This window comes from Streptomyces sp. NPDC001530, from assembly GCF_042894545.1.
GTDB lineage: Bacteria > Actinomycetota > Actinomycetes > Streptomycetales > Streptomycetaceae > Streptomyces.
In genome coordinates, this window is the sequence record NZ_JBIAVS010000004.1 from 313,970 (window position 1) to 328,936 (window position 14,967).

The 14,967-nt window shown below is 69.3% G+C and carries 11 protein-coding genes; 4 read left to right on the top strand and 7 right to left on the bottom strand.

Features of this window, described 5'->3' with window-relative positions:
• The first annotated feature begins 16 nt into the window (after positions 1-16).
• From nth to ACFY0T_RS09425, 3 genes are all read left to right on the top strand, one after another.
• On the top strand, positions 17-1,159 hold the full coding sequence (gene nth / locus ACFY0T_RS09415) for an endonuclease III (RefSeq protein ID WP_388866476.1): 1,143 nt from the start codon (positions 17-19) through the stop codon (positions 1,157-1,159).
• A gap of 100 nt (positions 1,160-1,259) precedes the next feature.
• The gene (locus tag ACFY0T_RS09420; protein ID WP_388866479.1) at positions 1,260-1,955 is read left to right on the top strand and encodes an NUDIX hydrolase; all 696 of its coding nucleotides are present in this window, start codon (positions 1,260-1,262) and stop codon (positions 1,953-1,955) included.
• A gap of 120 nt (positions 1,956-2,075) precedes the next feature.
• Positions 2,076-3,275: a MarP family serine protease gene (locus ACFY0T_RS09425; protein ID WP_388866482.1), complete on the top strand. Its 1,200-nt coding sequence runs from the start codon at positions 2,076-2,078 to the stop codon at positions 3,273-3,275.
• A gap of 34 nt (positions 3,276-3,309) precedes the next feature.
• Here the strand turns inward: ACFY0T_RS09425 and ACFY0T_RS09430 are convergent, their stop codons facing one another.
• The 6 genes from ACFY0T_RS09430 to ACFY0T_RS09455 form a co-directional block, all read right to left on the bottom strand.
• Positions 3,310-3,489, bottom strand: coding sequence for a hypothetical protein (locus ACFY0T_RS09430; RefSeq protein ID WP_388866485.1), 180 nt, complete (start codon positions 3,487-3,489; stop codon positions 3,310-3,312).
• A gap of 210 nt (positions 3,490-3,699) precedes the next feature.
• The gene (locus tag ACFY0T_RS09435; protein WP_388866488.1) at positions 3,700-4,641 is read right to left on the bottom strand and encodes an alpha/beta fold hydrolase; all 942 of its coding nucleotides are present in this window, start codon (positions 4,639-4,641) and stop codon (positions 3,700-3,702) included.
• A complete protein-coding gene (locus tag ACFY0T_RS09440) occupies positions 4,638-5,114 on the bottom strand; it encodes a phage holin family protein (RefSeq protein ID WP_388866490.1) in 477 nt (158 codons plus the stop codon). The genes ACFY0T_RS09435 and ACFY0T_RS09440 overlap by 4 nt, the downstream gene beginning before the upstream one ends.
• Before the next feature lie 162 nt (positions 5,115-5,276).
• Positions 5,277-6,674, bottom strand: a complete 1,398-nt coding sequence (gene nhaA / locus ACFY0T_RS09445; RefSeq protein ID WP_388866492.1) for a Na+/H+ antiporter NhaA — start codon at positions 6,672-6,674, stop codon at positions 5,277-5,279.
• Positions 6,675-7,524: 850 nt separating this feature from the next.
• Positions 7,525-9,525: an acetate--CoA ligase gene (gene acs / locus ACFY0T_RS09450; protein WP_388866494.1), complete on the bottom strand. Its 2,001-nt coding sequence runs from the start codon at positions 9,523-9,525 to the stop codon at positions 7,525-7,527.
• A 476-nt stretch (positions 9,526-10,001) separates the two neighbouring features.
• Positions 10,002-12,371 carry a SulP family inorganic anion transporter gene (locus ACFY0T_RS09455; protein WP_388866497.1) on the bottom strand — a complete coding sequence of 790 codons (2,370 nt, stop codon included), beginning with the start codon at positions 12,369-12,371 and terminating at the stop codon, positions 10,002-10,004.
• Positions 12,372-12,710: 339 nt separating this feature from the next.
• Here ACFY0T_RS09455 and ACFY0T_RS09460 point away from each other — a divergent pair, with 339 nt between their 5' ends.
• Positions 12,711-13,979 (top strand): hypothetical protein, encoded by a 1,269-nt coding sequence (locus ACFY0T_RS09460; protein WP_388866499.1) that lies wholly within the window; start codon positions 12,711-12,713, stop codon positions 13,977-13,979.
• On the opposite strand, the gene ACFY0T_RS09465 is transcribed toward ACFY0T_RS09460, so the two are convergent.
• Positions 13,969-14,949: an ATP-binding protein gene (locus ACFY0T_RS09465; RefSeq protein ID WP_388866502.1), complete on the bottom strand. Its 981-nt coding sequence runs from the start codon at positions 14,947-14,949 to the stop codon at positions 13,969-13,971. The two genes, ACFY0T_RS09460 and ACFY0T_RS09465, sit on opposite strands and share 11 nt — an antisense overlap.
• Positions 14,950-14,967: the final 18 nt, after the last annotated feature.

Sequence of the window (14,967 nt, forward strand, 5' to 3'; positions counted from 1 at the left end):
GACAAATTCGACGCCGGTGAAGGCCTCCACCAAGGCGCCGACGAAGAAGGCGACGCCGGGCGGGACGGCAGCCGCCAAGAAGACGACGGCCACGAAGGCGACCGCCCAGAAGACGGCCACCACCAAGAAGGCAGCGGCCAAGAAGACGACGACCACCAAGAAGGCGGCGACTGAGACGGCGACTGAGAAGACGGTGCCCGCCAAAAAGGCGACTACGAAGACGGCGCCCGCCAAAAAGGGGACGACCAGCAAAGTGACGGCTGCCAAGAAGGTGCCTGCCGCCAAGACGGCGACGGCTACGAAGGCGGCTGCCAAGAAGGCGGCTGCCAAGAAGGCAGCGGCCGCCAAGAAAGCGCCCCCCTCCAAGAAGTCCCCCCAACAGGCGCTCCCGCCCGACCCCGCCCTCGTGCGTCGAGCCCGCCGCATCAACCGCGAGCTCGCCGAGGTGTACCCGTACGCCCACCCGGAGCTGGACTTCGAGAACGCCTTCCAGCTGATCATCGCCACGGTCCTGTCCGCCCAGACCACCGACCTGCGGGTGAACCAGACGACTCCGGCGCTCTTCGCCAAGTACCCGACCCCCGAGGACCTGGCCTCCGCCAACCCGGAGGAAGTCGAGGAGATCCTGCGCCCGACCGGGTTTTTCCGGGCCAAGACCAAGTCGGTGATAGGGCTCTCCAAGGCCCTCGTGGAGGAGTTCGGAGGCGAGGTCCCCGGCCGCCTCGAAGACCTCGTCAAGCTCCCCGGCGTGGGCCGCAAAACCGCCTTCGTCGTGCTCGGCAACGCCTTCGGACGCCCCGGAATCACCGTGGACACGCACTTCCAGCGGCTCGTCCGCCGCTGGAAGTGGACCGACGAGACCGACCCGGACAAGATCGAGGCGGCCGTCGGCGCGCTCTTCCCGAAGAGCGAGTGGACGATGCTCTCCCACCATGTGATCTTCCACGGCCGCCGTATCTGCCACGCCCGCAAGCCCGCCTGCGGCGCCTGCCCCATCGCCCCGCTCTGCCCGGCGTACGGGGAGGGCGAGACCGACCCCGAGAAGGCGAAGAAGCTCCTGAAGTACGAGAAGGGCGGCTTCCCCGGCCAGCGCCTCAAGCCCCCGCAGGCGTACCTGGACGCGGGCGGCATCCCGGCACCCCCACTGGGCGCCGGATGACGGGCCGGACGACGAATCGGGCGACACGCCGGACGACGCGCCACGGCATGGAACGAACGCGGCACCGGCAGGCGTTGGGAACAGCAGAACGGGGGTGGCGATGACGCACGCGAGCAACACACAGGGCGGCCCGGTGACACTCAGCAAGGACGGTCTGCCCGACTGGCTGGCCCCGGTGGTGCGCGCCGCCGAGACGGTCGAGCCGCTCCAGCTGAGCCGCTTCCTGCCCCCGGCGAACGGCGCGGGGCGGCAGTCCGCCGTCCTCATCCTGTTCGGCGAGGGCGACCACGGCCCCGAGCTGCTGCTCATGGAGCGCGCCGGCTCCCTGAGATCGCATGCCGGCCAGCCCTCCTTCCCCGGTGGCGCCCTCGATCCCGAGGACGGCGACCCGAAGGCCGACGGGCCGCTGCGGGCCGCTCTCCGCGAGGCCGAGGAGGAGACCGGGCTCGACCCGAGCGGCGTCCAGCTCTTCGGCGTGCTGCCGACGCTCTACATCCCGGTGAGCGGCTTCGTCGTCGCCCCTGTACTGGGCTGGTGGCGCCGCCCGACGCCGGTGGGCGTAGTCGATCCGAACGAGACGGCCCGCGTCTTCACCGTCCCCGTGGCGGATCTCACGGACCCCGCCAACCGCGTGATGACCGCGGCCCCCAGCGGCCACCGAGGTCCGGCATTCCTGGTCGAATCGACCCTGGTCTGGGGCTTCACCGCCGGAATCATCGACCGGATCCTGCACTACGCGGGTTGGGAGCGCCCCTGGGACCGCGGTAAGCAGGTCCCGCTCGACTGGCGCGCATGACAAGGTGACCTCCGTGCTGTGTTTTCCCGGGAGACGCCATGTTCAATTGCCGCGGCGCGGCGGGCCGGACCCCCGGCCGGGCGATGGCGACCGGAGAGTGATGAGGCGAGGCTTGAAGCGGTGAACGTGCTGGACATCCTGTTGCTGGTCGCCGCTGTGTGGTTCGCGATCGTGGGCTATCGCCAGGGCTTCGTCGTCGGCATCCTGTCGGTGATCGGCTTCCTGGGCGGTGGCCTCGTCGCCGTCTACCTGCTCCCGGTCATCTGGGGCTGGGCGACCGACGACACCAAGGTGAGTACGACCGCCGCCGTCGTCGCGGTGGTCGTCGTGATCGTCTGCGCCTCCGTGGGCCAGGCCCTCACCACCCACCTCGGCAACAAGCTGCGCCGGTACATCACCTGGTCCCCGGCCCGCGCCCTGGACGCGACGGGCGGCGCCCTCGTCAACGTCGTGGCGATGCTGCTCGTGGCCTGGCTGATCGGCTCGGCCCTCGCCGGTACGACGCTGCCGACGCTCGGCAAGGAGGTCCGTAACTCCAAGGTGCTGCTCGGCGTGTCGCGGGCGCTGCCCTCCCAGGCCAACACCTGGTTCGCCGACTTCTCCTCGGTCCTCGCGCAGAACGGCTTCCCGCAGGTCTTCAGCCCGTTCGCGAACGAGCCCATCACCGATGTCCGGCCCCCCGACCCGGCCCTCGCCAACAGCGCCGTCGCCACCCGCGCCCAGAAGTCCATCGTCAAGGTCATGGGCACCGCCCAGAGCTGCGGCAAGGTCCTCGAAGGCACCGGCTTCGTCTTCGGCGACCGCCGCGTGATGACCAACGCGCACGTGGTCGGTGGAGTCGACGAGCCCACCGTCCAGATCGGCGGTGAGGGCAAGAAGTACGACGCCACGGTCGTCCTGTACGACTGGGAGCGCGACATCGCCGTACTCGACGTACCGAACCTGAACGCGCCCGCCCTGAAGTTCAGCGCCCAGGACGCGACCAGTGGCAACAGCGCGATCGTCGCCGGCTTCCCGCAGAACGGGGCGTACAACGTCCAGCCCGCGCGCGTGCGCGGGCGCATCACGGCCAACGGCCCGGACATCTACCACCGCAAGACGGTGCGCCGCGATGTCTACTCGCTCTACGCGACCGTGCGCCAGGGCAACTCCGGCGGCCCGCTGCTGACACCCGAAGGCAAGGTGTACGGCGTGGTCTTCGCGAAGTCGCTCGACGACGCCAACACCGGGTACGCGCTCACCGCGGACGAGGTCCAGGAGGACGTCACCAAGGGGCGTACCGCCAACCAGCAGGTGGACAGCGACAGCTGCGCGCTGTAGCTCCGACGGGTGACGGGTGAAAGGTGCTGCGGGCTCAGCCGCGTGGGTGACGCAGCCGCACCGAGACCCAGCGGGCCCGGCGGCGCAGAATGTGCGGGATCCCCACGCGGGGGTCCGTGCCCGCGAACTGCGGCGTACCCCTTTGATGGGAGCTCAGGCCCGTGGCCGAGCGGCGGTTTCGTGCTGCGTCACTGTAGTCGTGCGTCCAGCCCATACCCCGACGTCTGCCCCTGCCCCAAGGTCGATAACCGCGCCCCGGCCCCCCAATTGGCCTATGCGCCGGGCAATTGGCTGTTCGTAGGACAGGTGTTCCGGTTCGCATGGCGGGCGGGACACCCGGCGCGTTCGGACGGTCACCGACGGGTCATCGATAGGTCATCAATGACCTGTCGGTCGCTGACGGGCAGTCCTGACTTCCCAGCGGTCACCGATCGGGCTCGGGATCCTTCAGCCAGTTGACGAGTTCCGAGGAGAAAGCCACCGGATCCTCCTCGTGCGGGAAGTGCCCGAGGCCGTCGAACAGCCGCCAGCGGTACGGCGCTTCCACGTACTCCCCGGATCCGGCCGCGCTCCGCGTCCGCATCACCGGGTCGAGCGAACCGTGCAGATGCAGCGTCGGAACCCGAACCGGCCGCTTCATACGCCGATTGAACTGGATGCCGTCCGGGCGGGCCATGGACCGCACCATCCACCGGTACGGCTCGATCGAGCAGTGCGCCGTCGACGGAATGCACATGGCGCGGCGGTACGTCTGCACGGCCTCGTCGTCCGGCAGCCGCGGCCCCGACCAGTCCCGTACCAGACGACCCACCAGGGCGCCCTCGTCCGCGACGAGTTGACGCTCCGGAATCCAGGGCCGCTGGAACCCCCAGATGTAGGAGCCCGCGGCGGTCTGTTTGACGTCGGAGAGCATGGCGGAACGCCAGCGCCGGGGATGGGGCATCGACGACACCGCGAGCCGGCGTACGAGCTTGGGCCGCATCACGGCCGCCGTCCACGCCAGGTAGCCGCCAAGGTCGTGCCCGACCAGCGCGGCGTCGGGCTCGCCGAGGGACCGTACGACCCCGGTGATGTCGAGCGCGAGGTTGGCGGGGTCGTAACCGCGCGGGGTGCGGTCGCTGCCGCCGACCCCGCGCAGGTCCATGGCGACGGCTCGGAACCCGGCGTCGGCGAGGGCGACCAGTTGGTGCCGCCAGGCCCACCAGAACTGCGGGAAGCCGTGCAGCAGCAGGACGAGCGGCCCGTCGCCCATCTCGGCGATGTGGAAGCGCGCGCCATTGGCGGCGACGTCCCGATGTGTCCAGGGCCCATCGAGGCGTACGGCCGAAGCGGGTTGTTGCGCCGAAGGTGTGGCGGGGTCCGTCATGAGGACGAGCGTGCCACAGTCTCGACGGTGTCCTCGACCCGCTCGGGTCGGGGGTGCGGCTTGGCGTTCTGCAGGACGCCCGCCGTCTCCTTCATCGAGGCGGCGACCTTCTGCGGGCCCTGGCTCTTCTTGGCCTTCTTGGCGAAGACGACGCCGATCAGCGCGAGGACGACGGCGACGAGCACGTTCGCCGCGAAGGACAGCACGAAGCAGATCGCGAGGTTCCAGTCGCTCCAGGTCCGAATGCCGTACGCCAGGGCGAAGTTCAGCATCGGCAGGGAGAACAGGAGCACCGCACCAGCCACCGTGAACGCGCCGCCGCTGACCGCGCCGCGCTTGACGTCCTGCTTGAGCTGCGCCTTCGCCAGTGCGATCTCGTCGTGCACCAGCGCGGACATCTCGGTCGTCGCCGAGGCGAACAGCTGGCCGATGCTGCGTTCGGCGCCGACCGGGCTGCCGTCGGGTGCGCTCATCGCGATCTCCCTCTTCTGCATGTGTGTGTACGGTCCGGCTTCCGCCGGTGTCGGTACGGTCTGGCTTCTGTCGGTGCCGTACGGTCTGGCTTCCGTCTGTCCTGCTCGTACGGTCCGGTCATGCGGTCCGGCATCTGCTTCTGTTTGTACCGTCTGGTCAGATCATGCCGGACCGTCGTCCTCGCCGCCTGCCCCGCCCGCCACTTCGGCAAGCCTCCGATGTTCTGCGGCCTTCCGCTCGTAGATCTCGGCCATCCGCAGGTGATACGCCGGGTTGTCCTGCTCGTAGATGTCGGGGATGCCGTCATGGTCCTCGTCGCGCTCCTCCGCCTCGCAGAGCTCGCGGTACTTGGCGTTGCGTATCTTCAGCAGCACGGTGGCGAGGACGGCCGCGATGAGCGAGCCGACCAGGACGGAGGCCTTGACCTCGTCGGTGAGCAGCGTGTCGCTGTCGAAGGCGAGTTCGCCGATGAGCAGCGAAACGGTGAAGCCGATCCCGGAGAGGCTCGCCACGGCGAAGACGTCCGGCCAGGCCAGGTCCTCACTGAGTGAGGCCCTCGTGAACCGTGCCGTCAGCCAGGTCCCGCCGAAAATACCCACCGTCTTACCGACGACGAGTCCCAGCACGACACCGAGCGTCTCGGGCTGGGTGAACACATCCCTCAGCGCCGCGCCGGAGACCACGACCCCCGCGCTGAACAGCGCGAACAGGGGCACGGCGAGTCCGGCGGACAGCGGCCGCACAAGGTGCTCAATGTGCTCACCGGGGGAGTGCTCCTCGCCTTCCCGTCGGTGGCAGCGCAGCATCAGGCCCATCGCGACACCGGCGATGGTGGCGTGGATGCCGCTGTTGTACATCAGCCCCCAGATGACAAGGGCGAGCGGGGCGTACACGTACCACCCGCGTACGCCCTTCCGCAGCAGCAGCCAGAAGACGGCGAGCCCGACGATGGCCCCGCCGAGAGCCGCGAAGTCGATCTTCTCGGTGAAGAACACCGCGATGATCAGAATCGCGAACAGGTCGTCGACGACGGCGAGCGTCAGCAGGAAGGCGCGCAGGGCGGACGGCAGCGACGTCCCGATCACGGCGAGTACGGCGAGCGCGAAGGCGATGTCGGTGGCGGTGGGCACGGCCCAGCCGTCGAGCGAGCCCCCGCCGGTGGCGTTGGTGAGCGCGTACACGAGCGCGGGCACGGCCATACCGCTGACCGCGGCGACCACGGGGAGCAGCGCGGCCTTGGGGTCTCGCAGATCCCCGGCGACCAGCTCGCGTTTGAGCTCGATCCCGGCAACGAAGAAGAACACGGCGAGCAGTCCGTCGGCCGCCCAGTGCTGCACGGACAGGTCGAGCCCGAGGGAAGCGGGCCCGATGTGGAAGTGGCTGACGCTCTCGTAACTGTCCCGCAGCGGGGTGTTCGCCCAGATCAGCGCCGTGATCGCGGCGACCAGCAACAGCACGCCGCCCACGGTTTCGGTACGGAGTGCATCCGCGACGAAGTTCCGCTCGGGCAGGGACAGCCGTCCGAGCAGTTTGCGGGTGGGGGTGCGGGGCGCGGCCACAGGTGAGACCTCCGGTCGGGTAGGCAGGACTGAACACTCGCCGACCAGACTTCCCGGCACACCTTGACTTCTTCTCGCCGCGCGGCTTTGTCGCGCTGTTGACGCTTTCCTTAGCTTACCTAAGATGTGGCCGGCCTTTTCGCAGCGATCTTCACATTAGGTGCAAAAGGTTCGCTAGGCGCGCTGTGTGGGGGGTGCGGGTGCGTCGCAGGTTCGCCTCCGGGTGGGTGGGGGGTCGGGGCTGTGCCGGTACATCCGCCCGTCGTCGGTGGATCAGGCGTTGGGCTATGGGGAGCCGTTTCCGGATCCGGGCGTAAGCGACGGGCATTTGATGTACCGGCACCGCCCCTTCCGCGCGTTCGCGGCTGCGGGTGCTTGGGGGCGGGCGCCGTCGTGGGGGATGCGTGGGGGCGCGAGTGCGGGACGGGGCGCCATGGGGAGGGTGACGGGGGCAGGGATGGGTGCGCCGTGTCTGAGAAGGGTGACGTACGCGTCGGTGACGTAGGCGTCGTGACGAGGATGCCGTCGCAGGAAGGGGGACGCGGGCGCCAGTGGGGAGGGCGTCGTCGCGTGGGCGGTGCCCGCAAGGGGGGCACGTGGGAGGCAGCCGCCAGGGGTGGGCGTTTGGGAGGCGCCGCCCATACGGCGAGGGGTGGGGAGTGGGGGACGTAGTACCCGGCGGGGGTGCAGGGGGACGTAGTCCCCCGCCGGGGTGCAGGGGCGGAGCCCCGCCATTGCACCGAGTGTGGGGTGTGGGGGCACTCAGTGCCCCCACACCTGATAGGGGTGGGTGGGCGGGGAAAACCCTCAGGACGGGAGCCCGGGCCGGGACCCCCGGAAGGGAACCCCGTCAGTCCTCGCTAGGCGCCGCCGGCAGCTTCGCCTGGATCAGGTCCATCACCGTGGAGTCCGTGAGCGTAGTGACGTCACCGAGCTCCCGGTTCTCCGCAACGTCCCGCAACAGCCGCCGCATGATCTTCCCGGACCGGGTCTTCGGCAGCTCAGCCACCGGTAGCACCCGCTTCGGCTTGGCGATCGGCCCGAGCGTGGCCCCCACGTGATTGCGCAGTTCGGCCACCAGCCCGTCATCCTCGGCGGAAGCCGACCCCCGCAGGATCACGAACGCCACGATCGCCTGCCCGGTCGTCTCGTCCGCCGCTCCCACGACCGCCGCCTCGGCGACCGCCGGATGCGAGACGAGCGCCGACTCGACCTCGGTCGTCGAGATGTTGTGCCCGGAGACCAGCATCACGTCGTCCACACGCCCGAGGAGCCAGATGTCCCCGTCCTCGTCCTTCTTGGCCCCGTCCCCGGCGAAGTACTTCCCCGCGAACCGCGACCAGTACGTGTCGATGAACCGCTGGTCGTCTCCCCAAATGGTCCGCAGCATCGAGGGCCACGGCTCGGTCAGCACGAGGTACCCACCGCCCCCGTTGGGCACTTCCTGAGCCTCGTCGTCGACCACCGTCGCCGAGATCCCAGGCAGCGGCCGCTGCGCGGACCCCGGCTTCGCCTCGGTGACCCCGGGCAGCGGCGAGATCATCATCGCGCCGGTCTCGGTCTGCCACCAGGTGTCCACGATCGGCGTACGGTCACCGCCGATGTGCTTGCGGTACCAGATCCACGCCTCGGGGTTGATCGGCTCGCCGACCGAACCCAGGACACGGAGTGACGACAGGTCGAACTTCGCGGGGATGTCGTCGCCCCACTTCATGAACGTACGAATGGCCGTGGGCGCCGTGTACAGGATCGTCACACCGTACTTCTGCACGATCTCCCAGAACCGCCCCTGGTGCGGCGTGTCCGGCGTCCCCTCGTACATCACCTGCGTCGCACCGTTCGCGAGCGGCCCGTACGTGATGTACGAGTGCCCGGTGACCCAGCCGATGTCGGCCGTGCACCAGTACACGTCGGTCTCCGGCTTGAGGTCGAAGACGGCGTGGTGGGTGTACGCGGCCTGTGTGAGGTAGCCGCCCGAGGTGTGCAGGATGCCCTTCGGCTTCCCCGTCGTCCCGGAGGTGTAGAGGATGAACAGCGGCTGCTCGGCGTCGAACGCCTCCGGCGTGTGCTCGGCGGACTGCCGCTCGACGATCTCGTGCCACCACACGTCGCGGCCCTCGGTCCAGGCGATCTCCTGCCCGGTACGCCGTACGACGAGGACGTGCTCGATCCGGTCCACCCGGTTGATCGCGTCGTCGACGGCAGGCTTGAGCGCGGACGGCTTGCCGCGTCGGTAGCCGCCGTCGGAGGTGATGACCACCTTGGCGTCGGCGTCCTCGATGCGCGTGGCGATCGCGTCCGCGGAGAAGCCGCCGAAGACGACCGAGTGCGCGGCGCCGATACGGGCGCAGGCCAGCATCGCGACGACGGCCTCGGGGATCATCGGCAGGTATACGGCGACCCGGTCGCCCTTGCCGACTCCGAGCTCGGTCAGGGCGTTCGCGGCCTTGGAGACCTCGTCCTTGAGCTCGGCGTACGTGATGGCCCGGCTGTCGCCCGGCTCACCCTCGAAGTGGATGGCGACGCGGTCACCGTTCCCGGCCTCGACATGCCGGTCCACGCAGTTGTACGCGACGTTCAGCTTCCCGTCGGCGAACCACTTCGCGAAGGGCGGGTTCGACCAGTCCAGCGTCTCGGTCGGCTCGGTGGCCCAGGTCAGCCGACGGGCCTGCGCGGCCCAGAAGCCGAGCCTGTCAGCCTTGGCCTGCTCATACGCCTCCGCGGTGACGTTGGCGTTCGCGGCCAGGTCGGCGGGCGGCGCGAACCTGCGCTCTTCCTTCAGCAGGTTGGCCAGGCTTTCGTTGCTCACGACATCTCCCTTTCCCAGGGTGTCCGTTGTGTCCCAGGCCACAGCTCATCAGACCGGGGGGCTCGGTGACAAGGGCCGACCCGAAATTGGTTTAGACCTATTGATGGGCAGTGGCACCCCTCAGAGGCACGTACGGTCCGCCCGTCGGGTTCACTCGGTAACGCTTCCTGGGTCTCGGCCCAAGAACAGGCGAAGTGCCCCGAAGCGAAGCAGACACCGAGCGGAACGGATAGGGAGCCGACCCCCTCGCCGCGGCACGTGATCCACAGCTCGTCGAACAGCTCTACCGGCGCCATGTCGATGACGCCGTGACACGTTTCCTGGCCTGGTGTGTCGAGGACCCGACGCCGCCGCCGACCTGACCGCCAAGACCTCCCCCGCGGTCCTGGACCTCCGCCCACACCCACGGCCCCTGCCCCAGCCTCGACACCGCATGGCTGTACGGCATCGCCCTCCCCCCAAGTTGCGTGGTACATGGTGCGCGGCCCCGCCGACTGGGGCCGCGCACCATGGCCCGGTCACGCGGGATGGCGCAGATCCTCCGCCGCCCCCACGTGAGCGAACAGCTCGGCTCCGTCACCGTCGGCCAGCAGATACGCCTGAGCCTCCCCGACGTGGAAGTACATCCCGTGCAGTTCGAGCACACCCTCCCGCAGGGCCCGCGCCACGGACTCATGCGCCCGCAGATGCTCCAACTGCTGCACCACATTGGTCAGACAGAGCTGCTCCACCGCGTCGGCGGGCGCCCGCCGGGCCAGCCGCGCCCACGGCCGGTCCTTGGCGGCCATCCGCTCCAGGCTCGGCAGCCCGTGCCGCAGCCACCGCTTGAGCGGCGTGAGCGCTCCTCCGGGCTCCGACGTCAACAGGGCCTGCATCGCCCCGCACCCGGAGTGCCCGCACACGGTGATGGACCGCACCTTCAGCACGTCCACCGCGTACTCGATCGCCGCGGCCACCGAGTCGTCCCCGCTCTCCTCCCCGGGCAACGGCACGAGGTTGCCCACATTCCGTACGACGAAGAGGTCACCCGGACCACTGGAGGTGATCATCGATGTGACGAGCCGCGAGTCGGCACAGGTCAGGAACAGCTGGGACGGCCGCTGCCCTTCCCGCGCCAGCCGCGCCAGCTCACCCCGCACCAGGGGCGCGGTGTTGCGCTGGAACGCGCTGATGCCACGCGCCAGTTGATGCCCACTTGGTCGGGAGGCATCGGCCTCTTCGCCCGGCCCGCCCGACTGGCTGCCGGGGGGTACGGACTGCGGACCCGGGGAGGTCTCGCACTGGTGGTTGCGCCATGGCGTCCAGGGCCGGCAGCGGCAGTGGGCGGAGCTCGCGGGCTCGGCAATCCGCGTTCCGGCCCGGCCCGTGAGCTCGACCGCGCCGCCCCCCGCGAAGTGCGCGCTCTGCCAGTCCTGCAGGGACTCGTACGCCGCGTGGTCCATGAACGAGCCGTCCAACTCCACGACGACATCGGCCCCTTGGGGTACCAGATGCAGGGCACGGCTGAGCCGTGGCACCGCGAGGAACGTCAATTGCCCTCGTACCTGTACGTAATGGACTCCCTCCTTCTCTTCGTGCGTGATACGGGTGCGGGCGAGGCGGTGCAGGGCGACGCCGACGGCCACGGAGACCCCCAGCGCCACGCCCTCGAGAACTCCGAGGAAGACGACGCCGAGCGTGGTGACGGCGTACACCAGCACCTCGCGGTGGCGGGTGACCGCGCGGATGTGGTGCAGGGACACCATCTGGATGCCGACGGCCATCACCAGGGCGGCGAGCGATGCGAGGGGGATCAGCTCCAGGATCGGGACCATCAGCAGCGCGGCAACTACTACGAAAACGCCGTGCAGCATCGTGGAGTTCCGGCTCACGGCACCGGCTCGCACATTCGCGGCACTTCGTACGGCGACCCCGGTGACCGGCAGTCCGCCGAGCGCGCCGGAGACGACATTGGCGGCGCCCTGCCCGAACAGCTCCCGGTCGAGGTCGGAGCGGCCCACCTGGGACCGCAGCCCGGGCCGCCCCGTCACCAGCTTGTCCACGGCGACGGCGCCGAGCAGCGACTCCACGCTGCACACCAGCGTCACGGTGAAGACGGCGGCGACGATCCCGAGCACCGGCCCCTCGGGCAGCCCGGCCAGCGCATGGCTGCTCCAGGACGGCAGGTCGACCCTGGGCAGGGTCAGCCCGGCGAGCGAGGCGGTCGCGGTGGCCCCGGCGACGGCGACGAGTGCGGCGGGGACCTTGTGCAGTACGTGCCCGACCCGCCCGGGAATCCGCGGCCAGGCGAGGAGGAGGAGCAACGTCAGCGTGCTCATCGACACCGCGGCGGGGTGGACGTGCGCCAACTGGTCCGGCAGCGCACGGAGGTTGTCGAGGACGGAACTCTGCGGAGTGCCGCCCAGCACGATGTGCAGCTGGGCGACGGCGATGGTCACGCCGATGCCGGCGAGCATGCCGTGCACGATCGCGGGGCTGACGGCCAGTGCCGTACGGGCCACGCGCAGGCAGCCCAGGCCCAGTTGGGTGAGTCCGGCGAGGACGGTGATGGCGCAGGTCGTACGCCATCCGTAGCGGTGGATGAGCTCGGCGGTGACGACCGTGAGCCCGGCTGCGGGCCCGCTCACCAGGAGCGGTGAGCCGCCGAGCCGTCCGGCGACGAGGCCGCCCACAGCAGCGGCGACGAGGCCGGCCTGGAGCGGTGCGCCGGTGGCGAGGGCGATGCCGAGGGATAGCGGCAGGGCGATCAGGAAGACCGCGATCGAGGCCGACAGATCGGCGCCCGCGATACGGAATCGGCGGGGCGGAGTCGGCGGGGGACTGTGGGACTGGTGGATGCGCCTCGGCCGAGTCGAATCGGCGGCGCGGGTGGGGACGCAGGCGGACATGGTTCCCGTCTCCTCCGGGGCAGCGCGGTCGCGGAACAGGTGGTCCCCCGTCCGAAGCGGCGGGGGGCGGATCGCGGCCGTGGGTCACGGCGTGCAGCGGCGGGATTCTCAACACTCGGTAAACGGATCGTAATGCAGAGTAAAGGTCTCGCGCGAAATTTCGGAGCAAATGGGGCACTAAATCACCCTCCAGGGTGAAGCGAGCAATTGATCGGCTTGTCGTATTTATTCCTTCTCGGTCCCGTGCGAACTTGGCGGCGCTGTCGGCAAATCGCTGCACATCACCACAGAACGCCCTAATCAGCGTTGCCCTGACCGAAGGAAGAAGGAGGGCGGAAGATGGCCGCCACCCAGAGGATCGCCGCGGGTGTAGCACTCGCCGCGGCCTGCGCCACGGCGCTCGCAGGTTGCTCGAGCGATACGACCGGCTCCCAGGAAGGCGCGCACGGCGCGAAGAAGGCGGGGGCACCGGCGCCCGGGAGCGCGGTCCGCCTGATCGGTGACGGCTCCACCGCGTACACCGGTGCGCAGCCGCATCTGCCCAGACCCGTACGGCTCAAGCCCGGTCAGAAGCCCCCGCAGTTCGTGGTCTTCTCGTGGGACGGCGCCGGCGAGGACAGCCAGAAGCTCTTCTCGCACTTCCGGAAGATCTCCAAGGCCAACAACGCGACGATGACGTACTTCCTGAGCGGCCTCTACATGCTGCCGGAGGACAAGCGCGACCTCTACCGGCCGCCGCAGCACTCGCCCGGCAGTTCCGAGATCGGCTTCAACGACGAGCAGGGCATCAAGGACACCGTGAAGCAGCTGCGCGGCGCGTGGCTGGAGGGCAATGAGATCGGCACCCACTTCAACGGCCACTTCTGCGGCAGCGACGGCGGGGTCGGCGAGTGGTCGGTCGCCGACTGGAAGAACGAGATCGCCCAGGCGAAGTCGTTCGTGAAGTCCTGGAAGACCAACACAGGCATGAAGAAGGCGTCCCCGCTGCCCTTCGACTACGACAAGGAGCTCATCGGCGCCCGCACCCCGTGCCTGGAGGGCCGGAAGAACTTCACGGAGGCAGCCCGGCAGCTGGGCTTCCGCTATGACACCAGCGGCGTCAACGACCAGGTCTGGCCCAAGAAGAAGCGGGGCCTGTGGGACCTGTCGATGCAGCTCGTACCCTTCCCCGGGCACTCCTACGAGCAGCTGACCATGGACTACAACTTCATGGTCAACCAGTCGGGCACCCAGACCCAGGGGGACCCCGACAAGCAGGAGTACTGGGGCGACCAGATGCGGGACGGCCTGCTCAAGGGCTTCAACCGGGCCTACGACGGCAACCGCGCACCGCTGATCATCGGCAACCACTTCGAGTCCTGGAACGGCGGCACCTACATGCGTGCCATCGACGAAGTCGTCGAGAGTGTCTGTACCAAGCCCGAGGTCCGCTGCGTCTCCTTCCGGCAGCTCGCCGACTGGCTCGACGCCCAGGACCCGGCCACCCTCGACAAGCTCCGCGGGCTCAAGGTCGGCGAGGCCCCGAAGCAGGGCTGGGCGTCCTTCCTCTCGGGCCGCCCCGCCCCGGCCCCGAAGGGCGTCCCCGGGGCACCGGCGGTCAAGCCGTAGCCACCAGGTCTTCGCCGAGTACGAAACCGGGGTCGACCTGTGCGGCCAGGTCCGCCCCGGTTTTCGCATTGCCCCAACTGCTGGCGTTCTTCAAGTGGAAGTGCACCATCTGGCGGGTGTAACGCTCCCAGTCGCGCAGTTCGTACGTGGCGTCTGCGGCGGTCTGCAAGGTGCGCAGGGAGCGGCGGTTGGCCTCCTCCAGGAGTTCGAACCTCGGTGTGCGGCCCTTCTCCGCGGCGCGCACCCAGTCCGAGTGCCCGACCGTCACCAGGAGGTCGTCACCGACTTCGGCGCGGAGGAAGTCGATGTCGTCCTGGCCTTGCACCTTGTTGCCGACGACCTTCAGGATGACGCCGAAGTCGCGGGCGTACTCCTTGTACTGGCGATAGACGGAGACCCCCTTCCGCGTCGGCTCGGCGACGAGGAACGTGATGTCGAAGCGGGTGAACAAGCCGGACGCGAAGGAGTCGGAGCCCGCCGTCATGTCGACGACGACGTACTCGCTCTGGCCGTCGACGAGATGGTTCAGGCAGAGCTCCACTGCACCGGTCTTGGAGTGGTAGCACGCCACTCCCAAATCGGCCTCGGTGAACGGGCCGGTGACCATCAAACGGACGGCGCCGCCGTCGAGTTCCACCGGTCGCGCGCAGGCGTCGTAGACCGGATTGTTCTCGCGCACGCGCAGCAGCCGCGACCCTTCGCCGGGCGGGGTCGTCTTGATCATCGTCTCGACGGACGCGATGCGCGGATTGGCCCCGCGCAGGTAGTCCTTGATCAGCGGCAGCCGCTCGCCCATCGCGGGCAGCCCGGCGGCCTCCGTGTCGTCGAGGCCGAGCGCGGCCGCCAGGTGCTGGTTGATGTCGGCGTCCACCGCGACGACCGGAGATCCGGAGGCCGCGAGGTGGCGGACGAAGAGCGAGGACAGGGTGGTCTTGCCGCTGCCGCCCTTCCCTACGAAAGCAATTTTCATGTTCACCAAGGGTAGCGG